Annotated in this window: 22 protein-coding genes and 1 other annotated feature; of the genes, 6 read left to right on the forward strand and 16 right to left on the reverse strand. The window is 37.1% G+C overall.

Annotated features, from left to right (window positions below):
* Nucleotides 1-125: 125 nt before the first annotated feature.
* Complete coding sequence (locus ACQKIH_RS05785) at nt 126-1,577, reverse strand: DEAD/DEAH box helicase (RefSeq protein WP_427764057.1); 1,452 nt, start codon at nt 1,575-1,577, stop codon at nt 126-128.
* 24 nt (nt 1,578-1,601) lie between these two features.
* Nucleotides 1,602-2,498 (reverse strand): LysR family transcriptional regulator, encoded by an 897-nt coding sequence (locus tag ACQKIH_RS05790; RefSeq protein ID WP_427764059.1) that lies wholly within the window; start codon nt 2,496-2,498, stop codon nt 1,602-1,604.
* A 132-nt stretch (nt 2,499-2,630) separates the two neighbouring features.
* On the opposite strand from ACQKIH_RS05790, the gene ACQKIH_RS05795 reads away from it, so the two are divergent.
* Together ACQKIH_RS05795 and ACQKIH_RS05800 are read left to right on the forward strand one after the other, a co-directional pair.
* Nucleotides 2,631-3,821: a coenzyme F420-0:L-glutamate ligase gene (locus ACQKIH_RS05795; protein WP_427764062.1), complete on the forward strand. Its 1,191-nt coding sequence runs from the start codon at nt 2,631-2,633 to the stop codon at nt 3,819-3,821.
* A gap of 305 nt (nt 3,822-4,126) precedes the next feature.
* Nucleotides 4,127-4,651 (forward strand): ECF transporter S component, encoded by a 525-nt coding sequence (locus ACQKIH_RS05800; protein ID WP_427764322.1) that lies wholly within the window; start codon nt 4,127-4,129, stop codon nt 4,649-4,651.
* 218 nt (nt 4,652-4,869) lie between these two features.
* Here the strand turns inward: ACQKIH_RS05800 and ACQKIH_RS05805 are convergent, their stop codons facing one another.
* Nucleotides 4,870-5,409: a hydrolase gene (locus tag ACQKIH_RS05805; protein ID WP_427764065.1), complete on the reverse strand. Its 540-nt coding sequence runs from the start codon at nt 5,407-5,409 to the stop codon at nt 4,870-4,872.
* A 128-nt stretch (nt 5,410-5,537) separates the two neighbouring features.
* Here ACQKIH_RS05805 and ACQKIH_RS05810 point away from each other — a divergent pair, with 128 nt between their 5' ends.
* Nucleotides 5,538-6,026, forward strand: a complete 489-nt coding sequence (locus tag ACQKIH_RS05810) for a nucleoside-diphosphate sugar epimerase (protein ID WP_427764068.1) — start codon at nt 5,538-5,540, stop codon at nt 6,024-6,026.
* Between the two features lie 46 nt (nt 6,027-6,072).
* Here the strand turns inward: ACQKIH_RS05810 and ACQKIH_RS05815 are convergent, their stop codons facing one another.
* The 10 genes from ACQKIH_RS05815 to ACQKIH_RS05860 form a co-directional block, all read right to left on the reverse strand.
* Complete coding sequence (locus ACQKIH_RS05815) at nt 6,073-7,200, reverse strand: Ger(x)C family spore germination protein (RefSeq protein ID WP_427764070.1); 1,128 nt, start codon at nt 7,198-7,200, stop codon at nt 6,073-6,075.
* A complete protein-coding gene (locus ACQKIH_RS05820) occupies nt 7,197-8,294 on the reverse strand; it encodes a GerAB/ArcD/ProY family transporter (protein ID WP_427764073.1) in 1,098 nt (365 codons plus the stop codon). Before ACQKIH_RS05820 ends, ACQKIH_RS05815 begins: the two co-directional genes overlap by 4 nt.
* A complete protein-coding gene (locus ACQKIH_RS05825) occupies nt 8,287-9,774 on the reverse strand; it encodes a spore germination protein (RefSeq protein ID WP_427764075.1) in 1,488 nt (495 codons plus the stop codon). Before ACQKIH_RS05825 ends, ACQKIH_RS05820 begins: the two co-directional genes overlap by 8 nt.
* A gap of 158 nt (nt 9,775-9,932) precedes the next feature.
* Entirely contained in the window at nt 9,933-12,338 is a 2,406-nt protein-coding gene (gene pheT / locus ACQKIH_RS05830; protein ID WP_427764078.1) for a phenylalanine--tRNA ligase subunit beta, read from the reverse strand.
* A 14-nt stretch (nt 12,339-12,352) separates the two neighbouring features.
* Entirely contained in the window at nt 12,353-13,390 is a 1,038-nt protein-coding gene (gene pheS / locus ACQKIH_RS05835; RefSeq protein WP_427764080.1) for a phenylalanine--tRNA ligase subunit alpha, read from the reverse strand.
* A 111-nt stretch (nt 13,391-13,501) separates the two neighbouring features.
* Nucleotides 13,502-13,729 (reverse strand) — a binding site (T-box leader).
* 68 nt (nt 13,730-13,797) lie between these two features.
* The gene (gene qoxD / locus ACQKIH_RS05840) at nt 13,798-14,079 is read right to left on the reverse strand and encodes a cytochrome aa3 quinol oxidase subunit IV (RefSeq protein WP_057989754.1); all 282 of its coding nucleotides are present in this window, start codon (nt 14,077-14,079) and stop codon (nt 13,798-13,800) included.
* Nucleotide 14,080: 1 nt separating this feature from the next.
* Entirely contained in the window at nt 14,081-14,680 is a 600-nt protein-coding gene (qoxC, locus tag ACQKIH_RS05845; protein ID WP_057989755.1) for a cytochrome aa3 quinol oxidase subunit III, read from the reverse strand.
* Nucleotides 14,680-16,641: a cytochrome aa3 quinol oxidase subunit I gene (gene qoxB / locus ACQKIH_RS05850; RefSeq protein ID WP_057989756.1), complete on the reverse strand. Its 1,962-nt coding sequence runs from the start codon at nt 16,639-16,641 to the stop codon at nt 14,680-14,682. The genes qoxC and qoxB overlap by 1 nt, the downstream gene beginning before the upstream one ends.
* Nucleotides 16,642-16,678: 37 nt before the next feature.
* A complete protein-coding gene (gene qoxA / locus ACQKIH_RS05855) occupies nt 16,679-17,575 on the reverse strand; it encodes a cytochrome aa3 quinol oxidase subunit II (protein WP_427764083.1) in 897 nt (298 codons plus the stop codon).
* 826 nt (nt 17,576-18,401) lie between these two features.
* Entirely contained in the window at nt 18,402-19,163 is a 762-nt protein-coding gene (locus ACQKIH_RS05860) for a TrmH family RNA methyltransferase (protein ID WP_427764085.1), read from the reverse strand.
* Between the two features lie 120 nt (nt 19,164-19,283).
* On the opposite strand from ACQKIH_RS05860, the gene sspI reads away from it, so the two are divergent.
* The 3 genes from sspI to ACQKIH_RS05875 all read left to right on the forward strand — a co-directional run bounded on the left by sspI (nt 19,284) and on the right by ACQKIH_RS05875 (nt 21,191).
* Nucleotides 19,284-19,493: a small acid-soluble spore protein SspI gene (sspI, locus tag ACQKIH_RS05865; RefSeq protein ID WP_057989759.1), complete on the forward strand. Its 210-nt coding sequence runs from the start codon at nt 19,284-19,286 to the stop codon at nt 19,491-19,493.
* A 257-nt stretch (nt 19,494-19,750) separates the two neighbouring features.
* The gene (locus ACQKIH_RS05870) at nt 19,751-20,572 is read left to right on the forward strand and encodes a pirin family protein (protein WP_427764088.1); all 822 of its coding nucleotides are present in this window, start codon (nt 19,751-19,753) and stop codon (nt 20,570-20,572) included.
* Between the two features lie 172 nt (nt 20,573-20,744).
* On the forward strand, nt 20,745-21,191 hold the full coding sequence (locus ACQKIH_RS05875) for a helix-turn-helix domain-containing protein (RefSeq protein ID WP_057989761.1): 447 nt from the start codon (nt 20,745-20,747) through the stop codon (nt 21,189-21,191).
* A gap of 179 nt (nt 21,192-21,370) precedes the next feature.
* Here the strand turns inward: ACQKIH_RS05875 and ACQKIH_RS05880 are convergent, their stop codons facing one another.
* Genes ACQKIH_RS05880 through ACQKIH_RS05890 form a run of 3 tightly spaced genes read right to left on the reverse strand, consistent with a single transcriptional unit; the run spans nt 21,371 to nt 23,050 of the window.
* Nucleotides 21,371-22,027, reverse strand: coding sequence for an HAD family hydrolase (locus ACQKIH_RS05880; protein ID WP_427764325.1), 657 nt, complete (start codon nt 22,025-22,027; stop codon nt 21,371-21,373).
* Nucleotides 22,028-22,076: 49 nt separating this feature from the next.
* Complete coding sequence (locus ACQKIH_RS05885; protein ID WP_427764091.1) at nt 22,077-22,565, reverse strand: GNAT family N-acetyltransferase; 489 nt, start codon at nt 22,563-22,565, stop codon at nt 22,077-22,079.
* A gap of 11 nt (nt 22,566-22,576) precedes the next feature.
* Nucleotides 22,577-23,050 (reverse strand): GNAT family N-acetyltransferase, encoded by a 474-nt coding sequence (locus ACQKIH_RS05890; protein ID WP_427764093.1) that lies wholly within the window; start codon nt 23,048-23,050, stop codon nt 22,577-22,579.
* Nucleotides 23,051-23,141 lie beyond the last annotated feature (91 nt).

A 23,141-nucleotide genomic window follows, 5' to 3' on the forward strand; every position in this document is an offset into this window, starting at 1 on the left:
CAAGCGAAATTAAACAACCAGTCGCCGGTTCAATACCGACAACTGGTTGGATAAATGCTTTTTTGACCTCTGTCTTATATACGGGGGTCAGTCCCAATAGAGGCAAATGCTTTTTTATTATGCTTTTAAAATGACTTACTATTCGCGATATGCACTTTTATTTGCTTGCCTTTAATTGTTGTTGTTTTCATTGCCTTTAACACTAAATGGCCTTTACCATTCAAGATTTCGATAAAGGTTGATGTATCTAAAATCGTAATGATCCCAATATCATCTCCCGTCATACCTGGGATTTTGGCGATTGTCCCTACAAAGTCTACCGCACGCAATTTCTTCTTCTTACCGCCGTTGAAATAGAGCTTCGTAATTTGTGCATCTACTTTAGCACTTTTCGATTTTTTCTTAATCGGCATGGCATCCATTTTTTGTTCAAATGCATCTTGGTTTGCCGCTACTGCCTCTGCTGTTGGAAGTGGGACTTTCGCAAGCTCAAATTGAATAAATTCTTCAATCCCCGCTAAAAATTTTTGCTCATAAGGTGTTACAAGCGTAATCGCTTTACCTGATAATCCCGCACGACCTGTTCGACCTGTCCGGTGAACATAAGCTTCTTTTTCTAGTGGGAGGTCATAGTTAACGACAAGTGAAATATTTTCCACGTCAATCCCGCGCGCTGCCACATCTGTCGCAACTAAATAACGGAACTTACCGCGCTTATAGTCATCCATTACCATTAATCGGGTAGACTGCTCCATCCCGCCATGTAGCTTGTCGACACTATATTCTAAATCATATAAGCGGTCATGTACTTCATCTACACGATCTTTTGTGCGGCAAAAAATAATACAGCTGTCTGGATTTTCAATAATTAATGTCTTTTTTAATACGTCAAATTTTGCTTCCTCTGGTACTTCCATCGCGACATGCTCTATATGAGATGCTGTTTGCTGCGCTTGCTCCACTTCAATATCAACAGGCTGGTTCATATGGCGCAACGCTAATGTTTTAATTTCAGCCGGCACAGTTGCTGAAAAGAGCATCGTTACACGTTCTTTTGGTAAGTACGATAAAATCGCTTCCACTTGGTCTAAAAAGCCCATATTCAGCATTTCATCTGATTCATCTAAAACAAGATACTTTATTTTTTCTAGCTTAAGCGTTCCCTTTTCAATGTGGTCGAGTACACGGCCAGGCGTTCCTACCGCAACATGCGTTTTTTGCTTCAGCTCATCTTGCTGATAACGAAATGGCTGTTTGCCGTATAGTGCTGTCGCTTTAATACGTTTGTAGCGCCCAATATTCGTGAATTCTTCCTTTACTTGTACGGCTAATTCTCTTGTCGGTGTTAGGACAAGTGCTTGCGGTTTATTTTCTAACCATTCGACGTTTTCACAAATCGGAATCGCAAATGCAGCTGTTTTCCCACTACCAGTTTGTGATTTTGCGATGATATCTTCTTTATTTAGTGCAATTGGCAGGACTCTTTCTTGAATTTCTGTTGGCTCTGTATAATCTAAATCCCCTAGTGCGCGGATGATTTCTTCAGATAAATTAAATTGTTGGAATGGTTTACTCATATATTTGCTCCTTTTATTCTTAACTTAGTTATACGCAATTGCTGGATCAACAATCGCAATAAATTTTTTCGTTGCTCTTGATAGTGGTACTGATTTCAAATGAACAATTCCAATACTACGCTTTGGTACTTCTAGTTGTAAACGGACTTCATGCAAAATCCCTTTATCCAAATAATCCATTGCAAACTCTTTCGTCACGCTTGCAACGCCCAAATTGATTTTCGCAAACTCTAACACTAAATCATGAGAACCTAATTCAAATTCAGGTGAAATGGAATACCCTTGTTCTTTTAAATAATTTTCTACATAATTTCGTGAATTTGCTTTTTTTTCTAAAAAGATTAACGGTAACTTCATCAGCATATCCAAACTAATTGGCTTTTTCGTTAAATTTCTATACTTTTCACCACATACGAATATGTCATGAACTTCCTTACACGGTACGACTTGCAATTGTTCATCTACTATTGGTAAGTTACAAATACCTACATCGGCCTCTCCCGCTTTAATAAACGCCAATATTTCAGTCGTCGTACCATTTAATACCTTCAACTTAATTCCAGGATATTTTACATGAAATGCTTCTAAATAGGGTAAAAGAAAATAACGGGAAATCGTATCTCCTACACCAATTCTTAGCTGACCTGTTGTTAAATTTTTAAATTCTAATATTTTTTCTTCCCCAGCATCTAAAATGCCAAGAGCTGAATTCACATATTCATGTAAAAGCTTGCCCTCATTTGTTAATGTAACTCCTTTTGGGGTACGATTAAAAAGTAAGGTTTCAAGTTCTTTTTCAAGCTTTGAAATCGTTTGACTGACTGCGGGTTGTGTCATATATAATTCTGCCGCTGCCTTCGAAAAGCTTTGATTACGACTTACAACATTAAAAATCCGATACGATTCGAGCTTCGCAATCATATAAGCACCTCTTATATCAGTTATTAGAATGATTAATTTTACTTATACCATAAATTTAAGGTATAGTAAACCTTGTAAGAATAAGTCAAGACTTAATAAGTATAGAAACATACATTGATGGGAGAGATTATAATGGAACGTGTAGTAGGAACTGTTGTACGAGGTCTTCGTGGCCCGATTATTAATGAAGGGGACGACATTGTACAAATCGTTGTCGACACAGCATTAAACGCAGCAAAAGTAGAAGGTTTTGAAATCGCTGATCGTGATATCGTAACAGTAACAGAATCAGTTGTTGCGCGTGCACAAGGGAACTATGCAAAAATTGGAGATATCGCTGCTGATGTAAAAGCAAAATTCGGTGATGATACAGTTGGGGTAATTTTCCCAATCCTTTCACGTAACCGCTTCTCTAACATTTTAAAAGGGATTGCAAAAGGTTCAAAGAAAATTGTTCTTATGCTAAGCTACCCATCTGATGAAGTTGGGAACCATTTAGTATCACTTGATGAGCTCGACGAAAAAGGCGTTAACCCATGGACAGATGTATTAACAGAAGCACAATTCCGTGGTCACTTCGGCTACAAAAAACATACATTTACAGGTATTGATTATATTGAGTACTACAAAGAATTAATTATTGAACAAGGCGCAGAAGTAGAAGTTATTTTCTCAAACAATGCCAAAACGATTTTAGATTATACGAAGAGCGTGTTAACTTGTGATATCCACTCTCGTTTCCGTACAAAACGTATTTTAACTACTGCCGGTGCTGAAAAGGTATTTGGTTTAGACAATATTTTATCAGAATCAAATAATGGCTCAGGCTGCAATTCGCAGTACGGCTTATTAGGTTCAAATAAATCAACTGAAGATGGTATTAAATTATTCCCAGATAACTGTCAACCAATCGTTGATGACATTCAATCAAAAATTCTTGCAGCTACTGGTAAATTAGTTGAAGTAATGATTTACGGTGATGGCGCGTTTAAAGATCCTGTTGGTCAAATTTGGGAGCTTGCAGATCCTGTTGTATCTCCTGCCTACACACCAGGTCTTGATGGTACACCGAATGAGATTAAATTAAAATATTTAGCAGACAATGATTTTGCTGAATTACATGGCGAAGAATTAAAAGCAGCCATTAAAAATTACATCAACAATAAAGAAGAAGACTTAACAGGGAATATGGCCGCTCAAGGTACAACTCCTCGTAAATTAACGGATTTAATCGGTTCTTTATCTGACTTAACTTCTGGTTCTGGTGATAAAGGTACGCCTATGATCTATATCCAAGGTTACTTCGATAACTATACTAAATAAGTTTTCATTTGAAATCCTCATATGCCTTTAATGGCATGTGGGGATTTTTCAGTTTCCCCTCTGACCTTAACATTTATTATTTAATTGGCACTTTTACAAATGTCAGACTGTTGATAATATTAAGAGCAATTAAAACAAAACAAAGGGAGTGCTTACTGATGCAAACAACAAAAAGTTATACAGCCGCAAACGATCATCAAGCTGATTCAACTTTCCATACCGTGACGCCTGAACCTTTAATCCCAGGTTCGAACAAGAGAAACTCAAATGTAATACTTGCTGCAGAACCATTAAAATCTAGTCCTATGGCATATGGTAATAGCAATCAAACATACGACTTAATCGTAACGAGCCTGCTCATCTCACTTGTATTTGTTGCAACATTTTTCATTAATATTCGACTACCAATCGCAGCGAATGGCGGACTGGTTCACTTGGGTACAGGTATGTTATTTATCGCTGCAATTATGTTCGGTCCGAAGAAAGGGGCCATTGCGGGTGCAGTGGGGATGGCGTTATTTGATTTATTTTCAGGCTGGACTTTATGGGCGCCATTTACGTTAGTAGCACGTGGTGTGCAAGGTTATATTGTCGGGAAAATCGCCTGGTCAGGTGGCCGTAAAGGGAAAAGTCCTATTTTTAATGTAATTGCAATTATTAGTTCTGTTCCATTTATGTTATTAGGCTATTATGTATGTGAGCTCGTTATCTTTAAAAATTGGGTTATGCCTCTAGCCTCAATTCCAGGAAACTTAGTGCAAAATGCTGTTGGTATGTTAATTGCCATTCCTGTATGTTTGGCGTTAAAAAAATTGCCGCAATTTAAATAGTAAAAAGTTTAAGTACGTCACTAATATTTAGTGATGTACTTTTTTGTTTCATCTCATATTTTCATTCAGTAACTATCCAAAATTTTCCGTAAACTAGCCAATTTTCAAGCGTTACTCGCCAAAATATATCGAAAACTAGCCGATTTCGGTGTTGCACTAAAAAACGTGGTAAAAAGGATAGCTAGAGCAAATTCCCAAGCTCTACTATCCTTTCAGCTTTATTTCACTAACGCACTTATCGTTTTAAATGCATCGCCCTTCGCAATTTGCTGCATTTCAAATAATGCCATTTCGACACTTGTTAACTTTGCCCCTAATTGAAGCATTTTTTGAACGCCTACTTCGCGATTTCCAGCTGTACGTGACGTCACACAATCTGCTAATACTTCCACCTCATAGCCATTTGCTAGTAAGTGAGCGGCTGTTTGATACACACAAATATGCGTTTCAATACCTGCAAGCAATACCTTTTTTCTGCCCGTTGCTTCTAATTGTTCTACAAATGCAGGCGTATCATAAGCGCTAAATGTTATTTTTTCAATCGGCTTAATGCCCGTTAAATGTTGTGAAATTTTTTCCACAGTTGGCCCTAAACCTTTCGGGTATTGCTCTAGCCATAAAATAGGTAGCTGTAACGCTTGTGCTCCTTGTACCACTTTTGAAATGCTGTCGATTACAAATTCACTTTCATCCACAATTTGAGCTAGCTTTCCTTGAATATCAATTAACACTAATACCGTTTCTTCTGTCGTAAGCATAACATTTCCTCCCCTTTGCCTCATTTCTCTTTCATTATACTTGAAATTAAGCTAGAAAGGACGCTTTTCTTCCATTGAAAGGGAAGCAACTAGCCTGTATAGTGTTAACTAGAAACGGAGGATTCACAATGTTACGTCTTAGTTGGCTCATTAGTATGGGCATTAGTTTATTCGGTGTGATGCTTATTCAACACTTTTTCACAATGAAACCAGATGATGTTGCACAAGCCGGAAATCTTGGCGCACTTGGCTTAGCACTTGCTGTACCATTTATTCTGTTAAGCTTGTTTACTACATATCGTTTTTTCCTAGTAACATCGCGCCAGGCACGTGATCAATTGATGCGCCTCATCTATTTAATTTTTGGCGTCGCACTACTTATGGTGCTCATTTTTTATGCAATCGAGTTTAAAAATGATGTGTACGCTTCACTTGGTGGCAATACACATACAAAAGATTCGCAAATATACGGTTTTCCTGCGCTGAATGAATATACGAATCATGTTTTTCTAAACTTTTATACATTCGGAATTATTCATGTCGTGAGTGGTTTAGCGGCTACGATTATAGGCATTTTTAAAAAACCGTCTGTGATACAAGAAGACAAGAGTAATTAACTCTTGACTTCTCGTATCACTTTTTTTTACGAAACGGTAAAAACACTTATTTAAGAATACCCGTCCCTGTTATTTCCACTTCTATATTAGGTTTTATATCAATCGTAGGAAACGTGTTAGGCCAATCGATTTCCTTCCACGTTTCAGGATGATAAGCCATTAGTTCCCTACCAATTCCAAAATAATCACAATTGGCTTTTTGTAATTGTTCAATGACCTTTTCTGCTTTTTCGGTTAATTGCTTAGAAATTTCCTTATTCAATTTAAGTTCTTTTTCATGATCAAATAAATGATCTTTCGGATATTCTACTACTGTAACATTTAATTTCACATTAATTTCAACAGAAACATTATGACTTTTATCGACTTTTACCTTTAACTTTTGATCCTTTAAAAAAGCATTAGTCGTGATGAATTGATTCTGACGTTGTTCTTCTTCTGGATTGACATTGAAGCTTAACGTTGAACTTGCCCCATGTTCTCCATTCAAATATAACAAGACTGTTCCATCTTCGCCCTCTAATACTGTACCTGTGAAGCTCGTATCATGAAAAAGAGCCATTCCAGCTACATCGAAAGTGTCTGAATTTTTTGTTTTTATATACGGCAGCGCAAAATCTATCCCTGGGTCAAATAAATCCGGGCAAACAGATTGAATCGAAACACCAGGAATTAGGGTTTGTTCTTCTGTTTCTATTAAAGCCTTAAATATTTTTTCACTAATAAAAACATCCTCTGACATTTTCATATTAAGGAGCTCCTTAGCAGTGCCTTCAGCAACGACCAGTTTTGCCCCTAAGGAATTTCTTGGATCCCTATAAAAAACATCTATAATTGGAAGAATATCTTCTCCCGCTAAATCCTCTCCAAGCATTAGAACTTGCATTTTATTCGATGCGTATTTTCCACCAAGCTGCTTTTCAATGTAGGTCCGCGTTTCTCGCAATGTATTTCCAGCAGCACTATAAATAACGTTTGCCGTAGCAGGCTTTCCTGTCCCCCCACTGTCTTGTTTGATTTGTCTGATGACGGATGTATTCATTATTTTATCATCGTCTTCTACGTCTAGACCTATCCCTACTACTAAGCTATTATCTTTTAATAGCCGTACATCCCAACAGCCCGTTAATAACCATACATTCATAACGATCAAGATGAGCATTCCTTTTTTCATACAGATGAACTCCTATAGTTGTATTTTTTCCTTACTATTGACACAAGTAAAGTAAGGAGTGGAAAAAATACAGTAAAGATATAACTGCTAGCAGTAATATATTTACTAAATTGTTTCATTTCGAACTCGGAAGAAAGAAATAAACCTAAAATAAACACAATGAGCGGCAAGTACCAAATGGTGTACTTTCTTTGCCCTTTATGTAGGGTATACGCTGCACCTTTACTTGATAAATAAAAATATGTTACAAGGGAGGTTGTCATTGGTATAATCCAAATCGATAGGAAAATTAGATCGAGTCTCTCAACCCATTGGAAATTCACTGCTTTTAATAAATATAATACAGGTTCTGAAATAATCTTAATTTCCGCAGGACTAAATATTAGATAGCAAGCAATCGTAAAATAAACATACATCAAGGTCCCCGTCATATTTGCCAATGAGACGCTTTTTAATGATTGTTTATACGTCCCCTCCACGAAAGGTAAAACGACTGCAATTATCTCAAATCCTAACATGGCTACAATGGCATCATGGGCTCCCATCGTAATATTCCCCACTCCCGATTGTCCCATCGGAAATAAATAGGCCCATTCGAAATTGAATGTGAAGGCGAACCAAGGAAGTACGATGGAAATGATGACTACTCCAGCGGTTAACATATAAAATCGAGCCAACACCCGCAAATTGCTCTTTCCTATATAGATTGCTGTTGCCAGTATAATCAAGAGTAGAATTGAAAACGGTGTATACCCTAATATCCATTCTTTTAAAAGATTTGCAAACAGAAGCGCTAATAAAGCCATAACAAGCAGAAAGTAAACGGTGTATAAAATGTTAATAAATTTCCCTACATATTTGCCAAATACAATGACCGAGATTTCAAAAATGCTCTTGCCTTTAAATCCATTAAGTAAAGTCCACAGTATCAAAATTAATATTTGTATACTAGCCCCTGCCAACAGGACAGACATCCATCCATCATTTTGGGAATGACCAAAAACATTGGAGGGAAGTGCTAGAAGCCCTATCCCTATTTGGGACTGTAAAACCATAAAAAATAATTGCTTTTGAGAAATGCTTTTTTCATTCATCTTTTTTCCATCCCCTAGGGTGACCTGTTCTTACAATATCTTTTGGACGTGGACCAGTTGGCCTTTTGATAAATTTCCAAAGCGGAAGCCTAATTATTGTATCTTTGTTTTCAGAAAACTTAAAAGGAGCTAATGGCGTAAAATAAGGTGTACCAAAGGATTCCAGCTTACATAGGTGAAGTAAAATAATCATTAATCCAAACACAATCCCAACTAGACCAAATAAAGAGGAGGCCACCATGAGAGGGAAACTAAGCAAGCGAATGGTTGTCCCCATCTCTGTAATAGGAAGTGCATAGGAGGCTACTGCTGTAAGCGCAACGACCACAACCATAGAATTCGATACTAAATTCGCTTCAACTACCGCTGTTCCAATAACTAATCCACCTACTACACCAATCGTCTGGGCAATTGGACTTGGCAAACGCGTAGCTGCCTCACTTAAAAGTTCTAAAATAATAAGCATAGACACAGCTTCTATAATGGGCGGAACGGGGACAAATTCTAACGTTCCCTTTAAAGCAAGGACGAGTTCAAATGGAATTATTTCGTAATGAAAGGAAACGACCGCAATGTATAAAGAAGGTAATCCAATCGCAATCATTATACTCATCGTTCGGAATAACGTTAAAAAGGTACCAATTAGCCAACGATTATTATAATCATCCGGAGTCTGTATAAAAGCAAAGAAATTTATCGGTGCAATCATAGCCGTTGGACTCCCATCAGCTATGATGGCAAACCTTCCTTCCATCAAATTAGCTACGACTCGATCAGGTCGTTCCGTATTTAACATTTGCGGAAAAGGAGAATAGGTTTCGTCTTCAATAAATTCCTGAATATGTCCTGGTGACTGTATATAATCTACTTTCGCGTAAGATAATCGGCGAAATAATTCATTTATGATATCATCGTTGGCCAAATCTTCTAAATAGATGACGGCAACTTTTGTGCGGGATCTTTCTCCTAGCGTCATATACCTTACCAATAGCTTAGGATTTTTAACGGCCTTTCTAACTAATTGAATATTTGTATCTAAATTCTCAATAAATCCTGCATGTGAACCTTTTAATATCTTTTCACTTAAAGGCTCTTGAATCGTTCTCTTTTCTAGTGCTGCGGAATTGAAAGCAGCTGCATAGGTCCTACTTTCTGAAATAAACAAAGCGTAACCATCTAAAAGTAAATTTGTCATTTCATAAAGGTTCGTTATTTTTTGATCACATACGATTTCATTGTCACGATCCATAATGCGAGTTAAAACTTTATCAGAAATCTCTTTTGAATCAACTAAAGATTCAATAAAAAAGAGCGATTCCGTTTCGGATATTTGATGAATAATCAAATCTTCCGTATGAACGAGTGAATTTCGAATGAAAAATAGGTTGTCCGTTAATTTTGGAAAAAGAGATTTCTCTTCTTGTTGAAGGTTTTCATACGCATTAAAACCCTCCCCTTTTCCTCCCCTTCTTCTGAACATCAAAATCCCCCTCTATTTTTTGCCTCGATATGTACAGAATGCCCAACGTATTGAAGGATTAATCGTAAAACCAGCAAGTCCAAAATACAAAAGATGAGAAAATATGCACAAAAAAACCGATGATTGAGTAGAAAATCATCGGAGTTTTGTTTAATTATTTAGCGTACTTCTGCACCGGCCACGGCTAATGCTTTTAATACTTTATTGTGAGCTGCTACTACTTCTTCGTCTGTTAATGTACGTTCAGGGTCGAAATATTTCAATGAGAAGGCAACTGATTTTTTACCTTCTGTCATTTTTTCCCCTTCATAAACATCGAATACTTTCACATCTTTTAATAATTTTGTACCGGCGTTTTCAATAATTGCAACAATTTCACCAGCTGGCACTGTACGATCAAGCTCAAGAGCAATATCACGTGTCATTACTGGGAAACGAGGCACTACCGAATAAATTAATTCTTCTTTTGCCGCTTTTAAAATCGCATGTAAATTTAGTTCTGCTACATACGTTTCCTTAAGATCCATTGCTTTTTGCTCTTGTGGATGTAATTGTGCAAGAACCCCAATTTTTTCGCCATCTAGTAAAATTTCAGCTGTACGTCCAGGATGTAAACCATCTACTACTGCTTTTGCATACGTCACATGGTTCGTTAATCCTAATTTTGCAAAGACAGCCTCAATCATTCCTTTTGCAACGAAGAAATCGACATTTTTCTTTTCACCTTGCCAGCTATTATCAATCCATTTACCTGTTAATACAAGGGCTAAATGCTCTTCTTCAACTGGTGTGCCCTCCGCTGTTTGACCAAAGAAGACAGAACCAACTTCATATAAAGCTACTGTATCAGCTTGACGAGCTACGTTATAGCTTGCTGATTCCACTAAATGTGGGATTAAGCTTTGGCGCAATGTTGAACGATCTTCAGACATCGGCATTAATAATTTTGTTGTCGTTTCTTCTTTTAATGCAAATTTTTGTGCATTTGCTGAAGAAGTCAATGAGTACGTAACTGCTTGGTAAAGCCCTGCGCCTTCCATGACATTGCGAACGATACGGCGACCTGCTTGGTACGCGGTTAACTTCCCTGGTTGATCACCCGCTGGTAAGCTCATCGGAATTTCATCATAACCATACATACGGGCAATTTCTTCTACGATATCTTCTGGAATTTTAATATCTCCACGACGCGTTGGTGCATCAATTACTAATACGCCATTCGCTGCTTCCACATCGAATTTTAAACGCGCTAAAATGTCTAACATTTCTTCTAAAGAAATTTTCATTCCTAAACGACCATTAATGAAATCTGGTGATACGACAATACGTACAGGCGTTTTATCTAGCTCATCTACTAAAACAGTACCTTCTAATACATCACCATTTGCAAGCTCCGCAAGTAATTGTGCTGCACGTTCAGCTGCTAGTAACACACGATTCGGATCCACACCTTTTTCAAAGCGAGCTGACGAATCCGAGCGTACACCGATTTCTTTCGATGTACGACGAACTGATGCAGGATTGAAATAAGCCGATTCAATTACGACTGTTTTCGTAGCATCTGTTACTTCTGATTTTGCTCCGCCCATTACACCAGCAATGGCTTCTGCTTCTAAACCATTCGTAATCACAAGGTTGTGACTCGCTAATTTACGCTCTTGGTCATCTAACGTCGTCATCGTTTCACCATCTTTTGCAAGACGCGTAACAATTTCACCCGTTTCTAAACGATCATAGTCAAATGCGTGTAAAGGTTGACCGTATTCCATTAGTACATAGTTTGTAATGTCGACTACGTTATTTAGTGGACGTACACCTGCTGCCATTAAGTAACTTTGTAGCCATAGTGGTGAGTCTTTCACTTCAATATTTTTTACAACTTTTGCTGCGTACATTGGGTTTGCTTCAATATTTTCAACACGAAGTTTTAATAAATCCGTAGCTTTTTCTGAAGCAGCTGCATACGTAATTTCTGGTAATTTCACATCTTGCCCTAAAATCGCTGCTACATCATACGCAACACCTAGCATACTCATCGCATCCGAACGGTTTGGTGTTAAACCAAGTTCTAATACCGTATCGTCTAAGCCAAATAACGCTAAAACATCCGCTCCTGGAACGCTGTCAGCAGGTAATACATAAATACCTTCTGCATACGCTTTTGGTACAAGACGCCCTTCTATGCCAAGCTCTTGTAATGAACAAATCATTCCGTTCGATTCTTGACCGCGTAATTTTGCTTTTTTAATCTTAATGCCACCTGGTAATTTTGCTCCTGGACGCGCAACGATTACTTTTTGCCCCGCATCAACATTTGGTGCACCACATACGATTTGTTGAAGCTCTTCTTCCCCAACATCTACTTGGCACACATTTAATTTATCCGCTTCAGGATGTTTTTCTTTTGATACAACATGACCTACAACAACATTTGTCATCCCTTGTGAACGGTCGATTACTGCATCTACTTCAATCCCTGCACGCGTAATTTTTTCAGCTAACTCATTGGCTGTTAATGAATCAACATCAACATATTGGCTTAACCATTTTAATGATACTAACATTTATTTCTTCCCCCTTACACTTCTGCTTGATGGAATTGTGATAAGAAACGCGTGTCATTTGTATAGAAATGACGAATATCATCCACCCCATATTTTAACATTGCAATACGCTCTGCACCGATACCGAATGCGAAACCTGAAACCTTTTTCGAATCATAGCCAGCCATTTCAAGCACGTTTGGATGAACCATACCCGCACCTAAAATTTCAATCCAGCCTGTCTTTTTACATACGTTACAGCCTTCACCACCACATTTATGGCAAGACACATCTACTTCAACTGATGGTTCTGTGAACGGGAAGAAAGATGGACGTAAGCGAATTTCACGCTCCGCACCGAACATTTTCTTAGCTAATACATCCAATGTTCCTTTTAAATCAGACATGCGGATATTTTCGCCAATTACTAACCCTTCAATTTGCATGAATTGATGTGAATGCGTCGCGTCATCTGCATCACGGCGGAATACTTTACCAGGGCAAATAATACGAATATGTTCCCCTTTTTTCGCTTCCATTGTACGTGCTTGCACTGGTGATGTATGCGTGCGTAATAATAGCTCTTCTGTAATATAGAAAGTATCTTGCATATCACGAGCCGGATGACCTTTTGGTAAGTTTAATGCTTCGAAGTTATAGTAGTCTCTTTCGACTTCTGGACCTTCTGCGATTTCGTAACCCATACCAACGAATAAGTCTTCAATTTCTTCTACTACACGTGTTAATGGATGACGATTCCCGATGCGTACTTGTGCACCTGGTAATGTTACATCAATTGATTCATTTTCTAGTTGTGCTAAAATAGCTGCTTCTTCAAGTAAAGCGACCTTTTGCTCTAGTTGAGCTGTTACATTTTCACGTACAGTATTCACAAGAGCGCCCATTTTTGGACGTTCTTCAGCAGAAAGCTTACCCATTCCTTTTAGTAAATCGGTAATCGGTCCCTTTTTACCTAAATAAGCGACACGAACTTCATTTAATGCTTTTAAATCGGCAGCTTCTGCAATCTTCGTTAAAACTTCTTGTTCTAATTTCGTTAATTGTTGTTCCATTTTTTGATTTCCTCCTTAAATAGAAAAACAGCAAGCGTTCAATATAAACGCGAGCTGCATAAGTTTTTTAGTAGTTACCATTTAGGCCCACAAAAAAACCTCGCCCCCTAAAAAAGGGACGAGGACGAGTTTCGCGGTACCACCCTAGTTATTGCAAAAATGCAATCACTTCATTTGAGCTAACGACTCATTACGCCGGCTATCCTTTCACCAATACTGGCTCCCGGAAGCTGCTCGCGGGGTGAACTTCATAATGCAATTTGTACGTAAGCTTGCAGTCTCGGCTCACATTTCCTAAAACAAATTCACATAATTACTTTTCCCGGTCAAAGCATTTAATAATTATTCTCCATTTAGTCTAATGTATTTTGAACAATATTTCAACTAAATTAGAGCGTTTCAGAAAATTACATATCCCAAAGTAGGATTAAAAGTGTACCTAAAACTGTCATAATTACTAAACCAAGACCGTAAAAAATATTTGAATAAATTGACCATTTATCTTCTGTTTCACCAGCATGCATGAATACGATGAACTGTAATCCAGCTTGTATAAACGCTGTTACTAAAAGAACAATCATACCTGTTGTGAATGACATATCTGTGAAATACACTAACATCGCAATTCCTGTTAATACAAGAGAGAAGATGAAGCCCATTACTTGACCTAAAGGAAAGAACTTCGCCATATTACATCATTCCTTTCAAGTACACGAAACTAAAGATGAAGATCCAAACAACGTCTAGGAAGTGCCAGTATAGAGAGAAGATGAATGTTTTCCCTGCAGTCACTGATGTTAACCCACGTTTTGCGATTTGGATTACTAAGAATGTACCCCATAATAAACCGAATGTAACGTGAAGTCCGTGTGTTCCTAAAGTTGTTAATAAAATCGATGTAAATGCACTTACTGTAATGCCAGCACCAATGTGTGCATAGTGCATAAATTCATAAATCTCTACACTTAAGAATGCTGCACCTAATAGTAATGTGATTATCATAAATGACATCGTCGCCTTTTTACTACCAAGACGCATCGCATGAATGGCTAATCCAATTGTAAAACTTGATGCTAATAAAATAAATGTTTCAAGTAAAACTGGTGTGATTTCGAAAATCTCAGCACCAGTTGGACCGTTACCTGTACGGCCTGAAAGTGTGAAGTATGATGCGAATAATGTACCGAATAACATAATTTCCGCACCTAGGAATACCCAGAAACCAAAGATTTTCAAATTGTTTTCCTCAGTAGAATACTCTAAAGGAACATTGTTATTTACTTTACCCATTATTTCGCACCTCCTTTGTCATAACTTTTTTCTGTTTCTTCTACTTCATGTGCATGGATATGGTAACCATGATCGTCTTCTAATGAACGTACTGCCATCGTAGCTAATACGCCGATTAGTCCGAAAATCGCCATTGGCCACATACTGAAAACCATAGCGAAGCCTGCAATGAAGAAGAATATTGACATAATAAACGGTTGCCCCGAGTTATTTGGCATATGAATGTCTTCAATTTTACCTTTAAATAATTCAACGCCATTTTTCTTAGCATCCCAGAACGCTTCTGGTGAGCCTTTTTCAAGGTTCGGAACAATTGCAAAGTTATAAACAGGAACTGGTGTATGCGTTGCCCACTCAAGTCCGCGTGCATCCCAAGGGTCACTTGAAATATCACGTGAAGAGTTTTTAAAGCTGTACCAAATGTTCCATACGAGCATAAGGAATGATACTGTCATCAGACCAGCACCGATGAATGATACCATGTTTAGTAAGCTAAAGCCTGTTGATTCTGAGTACGTGTACATACGACGTGCTTGACCGTCTAAACCAGTGATATACATTGGCATGAACGCTAATAAGAAACCAGTAGACATTACCCAAACTGTTGCTTTACCAATTTTTTCATTCAGCATGAAGCCAAACATTTTTGGCCAGTAGAATGTTAAACCACCTAACATCGCGTAAACAACACCAGGGATGATTACGTTATGGAAGTGAGCTACTAAGAACATTGTGTTGTGGTATTGGTAGTCAGCTGCTGACATTGCAAGCATAACCCCAGTTACCCCACCTAATGTAAATAACGGTAAGAAGTGTAACGCGTATAACATTGGTGTCGTGATAACAATTTTCCCTTTGTACAGTGTGAGTATCCAGTTAAAGATTTTTACACCTGTCGGGATGGCAATCGCCATTGTTGTAATCGAAAAGATTGAGTTTGTTAAAGCACCTTGACCCATTGTGAAGAAATGGTGCGTCCAAACCGCAAATGAGAACACAGAAATCATAAGCATTGACCAAACCATTGAGTTGTAGCCATATAAATTACGACGAGCAAATGTTGTAATAATTTCTGAGAACAGACCGAACGCTGGTAAAATCAGGATGTATACTTCAGGATGTCCCCAAACCCAGAATAGGTTGGCCCAAAGCATATCCATACCACCGTTATCCATAGTAAAGAATTGTGTACCGAATAAACGGTCTAACGTACCCATTGCAAGTGCCACTGTTAATACAGGGAATGCGAATACGATAATTAAGTTGGCAATAAGTGCCGACCAAGTGAACATTGGCATTTTGAATAATGTCATGCCTGGTGCACGCATCTTCATAATCGTTGTGATAAAGTTAATACCTGTGATTAACGTACCAAGACCCGCTATTTGGAGCGAAATCATATAGTAGTTTGTACCAACAGAAGTACTAAATTCATTACTTGCTAGTGGGAAGTAAGAAGTCCAACCAGCATCTGGAGATCCACCAATTACGAATGAGAGGTTGAATAATCCCATACCCATGAAGAATAACCAGAAAGAAATTGCGTTTAATCGTGGGAACGCTACGTCACGAGCCCCGATTTGTAATGGTACTAAATAGTTAAAGAAGAATGTGATAAATGGCATGGCCATGAATAAAATCATGACTACTCCGTGTGTTGTGAATACTTCATTGTAGTGCTGTGCATCTAAAAATGAATTATCTGGAACAGCAAGCTGCATACGAAGCATCATTGCATCTACACCACCGCGGAATAGCATTAATAGCGCAGTGAGTAAATACATGATACCGATTTTTTTATGGTCAACAGTTGTAATCCATTCGCGCCATAAATAGCCCCACAATTTAAAGTATGTGACAATAGCTACTAAAGCGATTCCGCCAATAATCATAGAAGCCATCGCAATATAAATTAATAAACTTGGATGCGGAATGGCAAACTGAGCAAAAAATTCTTTCATTGTAGTACTCCTTTCAAAAGTTCTATATTAAGAAAAATTACTTAGTAGAATGTTCTTCATGCTCTTCTACAGAAGAATCTTCTTCTGATGAATCATGATCATCATGATGTGGAGCAGGTGAGAACTCTAAGTGTGTACCTGTATAAGTTTCGCGACCAAGATGGCCTGGTTCTAACATCTTTTCAAACTTTTCTTCAGTAATTGGGTCAGCAGTAGCATGTACTTCTTCTACCCATTCATCAAACTTAGCATTTGTCATAGACGTTGTAACAAATGTATTTTCTGCTGATCCACGACCACTAAAGTTTGCGTTACGTCCCATAAATTCACCTGGAGCGTCCGCTGCTAAATTTAATGTTGTAACCATGTCTGACATGGCATATTTCTGACCACCAAGTTGTGGGATCCAGAAACTTGTAATCGAACCGAATGAATATAATCTAAATTCGATTGGACGATTAGCTGGAATGTATAAATAGTTTACTGTTTCAATATCTTGTTCTGGATAGCTGAAATGCCATTTCCAGTCTGAAGATGAAGCATAAATTACAAGTGGTTCCTGATCTTCATATCCTTGAGGGATACTTTCAACAATATAGTTACTCTTAACAGATACAAATGATAAGAAAATAACGATAATTACAGGAATACCAATCATAATCGTTTCTACAAGCCAGTGACCCTCGATATGTGGTGGTTCATAATCTGGACTTTGTTTTGATGCGCGGTATTTAATTAACATAAATACCAACATTGCAAATACGACAAGTACAATGCCTGACATAAGCGTAATTAATAAAATCGTATCGTCGGCCTGTCTTTGTGCTTGAGGACCTTTAGGATCAAGGACTGCTAATTTATCATTACAGCCTGCTAATAATACTGCGCCTAGTCCCATGAGAGAGAGTAATGTTCCCTTCATATTTACTTTCATAGTTGGACTCCTTTCCAATATAGATAGAGCTAGTTAGATTTGTCTTAAGCGCTTTCAATGAGTGCTTAAACTCTAAAAAATAAGTGTTGCATAAAATAAAAACCTTTTGTTACCTTTTGCACTATGTGTATAGTGAAAACTAAGTTATATGTTCCCACAATACATACTTTTTCATCCGTACGTATTTTATCAATCGTAAGTGATGTTTTCGGCAATCTCGACAGAAGAATTTATTATCGTTTCATGCGCAGCACCTAAATGACTTGTCTAACTGTTATCGATTCTAGTGAAACATTAAATAAGAGTCAAAACATCTAACTGGAAAAACGCTAATTTTACCCCCTTTTTTTCGATGGATAAATTCGGCAATACGGAATAACGAATCAATCTATATGAAAAAGTCGCAATATCGAGCGATTAAACTACATTATATTAATAATGACATTTTGATGAACATACAAAAGTTTTTATTTTCCGATTATTTAGATTCATCAACAATTTGTATGACCTACATGTTTTTTACAAATAAACCAGGGATAAACCGCTTTTTATCTAAACGTAGAGCGATTTTTCAGTTTTCCTCAAAAGCGCTTTTTGTATGCCTTCATATTTCCATAGTTAATCATTTACGACGAGACGTATAGATTTGTGCTAACCTTGTCTGTGCGCCTCATGTGCTTAGCCAGCCTAAACTAGCATATACTTTATGAAAATCCCTATTAGAATACTGACAATGGAAAGATAGAAACTTTTGTTGAATTTATATAGCAAAAAAATCCCTGCACATTTCACAGGGATTTCATTAACAATTTAGCTTTTAAATTTTTTATTTCACAAATGCATACAACAAGATGCCTGCTGCCACTGCTACATTTAAAGATTCTGCCCCACCTAATATTGGGATAATGACATTTTGATCTGTTTTAGCAAGCAATTGTGGACTTATCCCACTACCTTCATTGCCTAAAAGTAATGCAAAGGCATCGCTTGGCTCGACATCCTTATACGAAACTGCTTCTTCAAGTGATGTACCATATACACGAACACCATCTTGCTGAAGGTTTTCAATCCATTCCATTAAATCTCCGCGTACAACAGGAATATGGAAATGCGAACCTTGTGCAGAGCGTAATGTTTTTGGATTGAATGCGTCCACACAACCTTTTCCTAGTACAACTGCATCAATTCCAGCTGCATCAGCCGTTCGAATCATCGTACCAATATTCCCCGGATCTTGTACGGCATCGACTAACAATACTTTACGCCAATCATATTTTTCATCATCCGACACTTCACGTTGCGTACAATGTGCAAACACACCTTGTGAAGTTTCCGTTTCGGCAATTTCCTTTGCTACGGCATCATTAACCTCAACAAGCTCGACACTATCAATGTCCCAAAGTAACGGCAAATCTACGCCGTCACGAACAATTATTTGGGTAATTTGATCTTTATGTTTCAATGCTTCTTCTACTAAATGAAAACCTTCTATGATATATTCGCCTGATTTTTCACGTTCTTTGCGCTGCGTTAACAACTTTTTCCAATGCTTCACAAGCGAGTTTTGAGTTGATTCAATTCGTTTCATTTTATCCGTCCTCTACCTTTATTCGATTACCTATTCTAGCATAAAACGCTTTTTTTCCCTAATGGATTCCATGTATAATTGTTGAATTTTGGCTCATAGTAAGTGAAAAGGAGGTTTCATATGGATTTTCAAATTCGACAAGCCATTACGGCAAACGTAACAAATCAACAGCCACAGGAGTTTAGCGATATTGTAAACGATGCTATTTCACGCGGTGAGGAGCATCTGCTACCAGGTCTCGGTGTGTTTTTAGAGAAATGGTGGAGTGCAGCAAATGAAAATGAAAGGAACGAATTTTCCCAAAAGTTAGCTGCTCAGTTCGCATCGTAATGAGCGGATTACAAAAGAGTGAATTAGTTATTTCATTAAAAAAACAGGCACGTAGTAATTTAAAAATATGAGCACTAGTAAAACACCTACCGTTGAAATTGAGAATGCCCCTTCTCAAATCAGCGTCGAGGTGTTTTTTCTACTTTACAACAGAATTTCATTGCTGTTCATTGAACATTTGCACGATTCACCTTATAGTACAAATATACAACACGTGTTGCTTACATAACAAACATTCAAAAAAGGTGGCGTATTTTATGATAACAATTAAATCCGTTCAATCCATTCCACTTCAAGGTGGCGCTGGTCGACAAGTACGTTTAGTATTACAGCCAACGAATCCACAAGAACATGATCCTTTTATTATTTTAGCTGACGATCAATTTGCACATAATACATTTGCCGATCACCCACATAAAGGTATTCAAACCGTTACCTATGTCATTGATGGCAGTTTGGAGCATTATGATAGTAAAACAAATGGCGGAGGTCGTTTAAATCCTGGTGATTTTCAAATTATGACGGCTGGTCGAGGCATTATTCACAATGAAAACCCGGATCCTGGGCAAGAAGCGCGTGTCCTACAACTTTGGGTCAATCTATCACGTGAACACAAAAAAGTCGACGGTCAATATGAGGATTTAGCACATAAAAATGTACCAGTTACTGAATTCGATGGCGGTAAAATTGAGGTATATGCTGGTGAAATGAACGGCGCTAAGTCTCCGATGAAACTATTCACACCCTTTACTTTTGCGGCTGTTACTGTAGAAAACGGGGCATCTGAGCTAGTTATTCCTGTACAATATAATAGCTATCTTTATGTTCTTGAAGGGAGCATTACAATTCAAGATCAAACAATACAGTCACATCAAGTCGTTCGTTTTGACAGTTCCAACGAAATAGGTTCGATTCCATTTAGCGCGATATCTACTGCAAAATTCGTTGTTTTCGCGGGATTACCTATTAAAGAGCCGATTGCTGCGCGCGGTCCATTCGTTATGAATACAGAAGAAGAAATTAAAGAAGCGTACGCTAGCTATCGTAACGGTACATTTTTAGATGGTGTACCTTATTAATTGAATACATTTGTCATAGTAATTAAAGAAAAAATAAAAGAGCGTTACATAGTTGATATAACTACTATGTAACGTTTTTTCCAAGGGGAAACTAACAGTTTACACCTTTGCAACTATACGGTTCTTTAGTTTTTTAGTAAAAATAAATATACTGGGGATAGGAGTTGATCATATGTATTTTTCTTCAAAAATAAAAGAAGAACGTCAAAAGCACAATATGTCACAACAACAGCTTGGAGAAAAACTTAATATTAGTAGACAATCTATTTCCAAGTGGGAACGTGGAGAAAGTTACCCAAGTATTGAGTTGCTAATTAAGTTAAGTGATATATTTGAAATTACTCTGGACGAATTAGTAAAGGAGGATGCTTCTTTGAAAGAGAAACTTATAAAAGATAGCCAAAAATTAGCCTATCCAAGATGGAAATTATTTTTTGATTTTCTTTTAATAATTGGCTTTTTAAGCATACTAGCTAAGATATTCATTGTAATTGGGAATAAATTATTTGATTTAAATATCGTGTTCTTACAGGGGTCTCTGTTATTTCAAATTGGACCGTTTTTTATGACTATCATTGGAGCAATTGGCAGCGAATCTCTAGCCAAAAAATACAAATAATCATTTTGGGTTTAAATTTATACATCAATTATATAGGAAAGTCCCTACAAACTATCTGAAGGGACTCTTTTTCAGTATATATCCTCTCTCCCCCTTAGCTTATTATTTGATTCATGAATATGAATTATCCCTCATATAATTCCCGCTTCTTCACTCATCCATATACCTGCTTCTAATTACTATGTAAAATAACTTAATAATTTATCCAAGGAATCAATCTCACCATTTGGTTTTATTGCGGTATCATTCTTAATCAAATGAGGATTGAACCATATGCCCTTTATTTTTGCATTTTGGCACCCGCCAATATCCTTTTCTAAGTCATCTCCAACGAATAATGCGTCTTCCTGTTCCACATTAAGCTTATTTAATGCTAATTCAAATATGCGTTTGTCCGGTTTACTTAACCCCACTTCTTCAGAAATAATGATTATATCAAAATAACGATTTAAATTAGTGTGAATTATTTTAGCTTTTTGTCTTTGAGTTGAACCATTTGTTATAATCGCAACTTTAACATGCATCTTTATCGTATTGATGATATTTATAGTTTCTTGATTTATCGAAAAGCAATTTGGAAAATGATGATTCCAAAAATCTTGAATGTCGTTGCGTGGCAATCTATATCGGGGTGGAAATTCATCGAAAAGTGATTCCAAAACTTTTATTTTATTATTATTGCCATAGCCTTTATTGTCATATTCCTTAAACTTATTTAGCATTCTGTTTCTTTCGGAGTTTTTAACATTCTCATAGCACTTTTCTAAAATAATTAAAAACATTTTCTCTACAGCATTATCCCTATTAAGTAAAGTATCATCTAAATCAAATAGTATCGCTTTATAGCCACCCAATACTTCACAACCTTTCTCTAAAAAAGATTTACTATTCTTTTACTCTATACACCATAGTAATGGATGTTCCTGACATGCCGTAATCTAAAAAGCCCAATTTCTTATAAATATGAACTGCATTACTATTTTCAGGATCGACACTTAGGGAAATGGATTTATATCCCTCACAAATTGCTTGATGAATTATTTTCTTCATAAGCAAAGTTCCTATTCCTGTTCCTCTAACTTCTTCCGCAACTGCAATTCCTAATTCATGCGTTTGACTGTCTACATAACCATATCCCTGATTTAATTCATCAAACAATCTATACCAAACAGCTCCTACCGCTTCATTATTCGTATTTAATGCGATTAATGCTGCGTCGCCATCTCTTCCCCAACCTTCGTGATATTTTTTTAAATGAGGCGAATTTATTAATTCCTCTTTATTCTGTTTATTCTCAAGTATATGGATTGATTCATAAAACATATCTGTCAAAAAATCAAATTCACTTTTTTCGATGTTTCTAATAATAACCATCTATTTACCCCCTACTCTTTTTTAACCATAGTCATGAATTCTGCAAAATCAGAGCTAAATTCGTCTTTCTTCTCAAAACCAAGCTTTTCATATAGATGGATTGCCCTTTGATTGAATTTTGCTACTGTCAATCGAATTGGAGTGCCTTGATAGTTCTTTTCAATATAACGCAAAATAAATGAGCTAAATTCAAAACCACTCCCTTTGCCTACGTATTTAGGGTTCATACCTAATCCCATATCAATTGAACGCTCTGAATAAACACCAAACTTTTTTCCAACAGGAACTTGCGCATTGTCACCCGTGCAAAAAAATCCAATTAATTGTTGATGATCATTAAGTAGCGCAATATATGAGCCATCAAGTAGTTCCTTTATCGCTTCATCTGTTTGTTCATTATTATAAAAATCATATGGTTTCTCATATTCCCAGCTAAGAATATCTCTAGCTATTTCTTCATTCATAATTTCAGTAAGTAATTTCATGTTAAACACCTCTCCCCTATAATAATTCGATAATATTCTAAGTTAATCCTTCCAAAAACTCACCTTCAGTTTAATAAGATAAAATTGCAAG

This window comes from Solibacillus cecembensis, from assembly GCF_050272495.1.
Taxonomy (GTDB): domain Bacteria; phylum Bacillota; class Bacilli; order Bacillales_A; family Planococcaceae; genus Solibacillus; species Solibacillus cecembensis.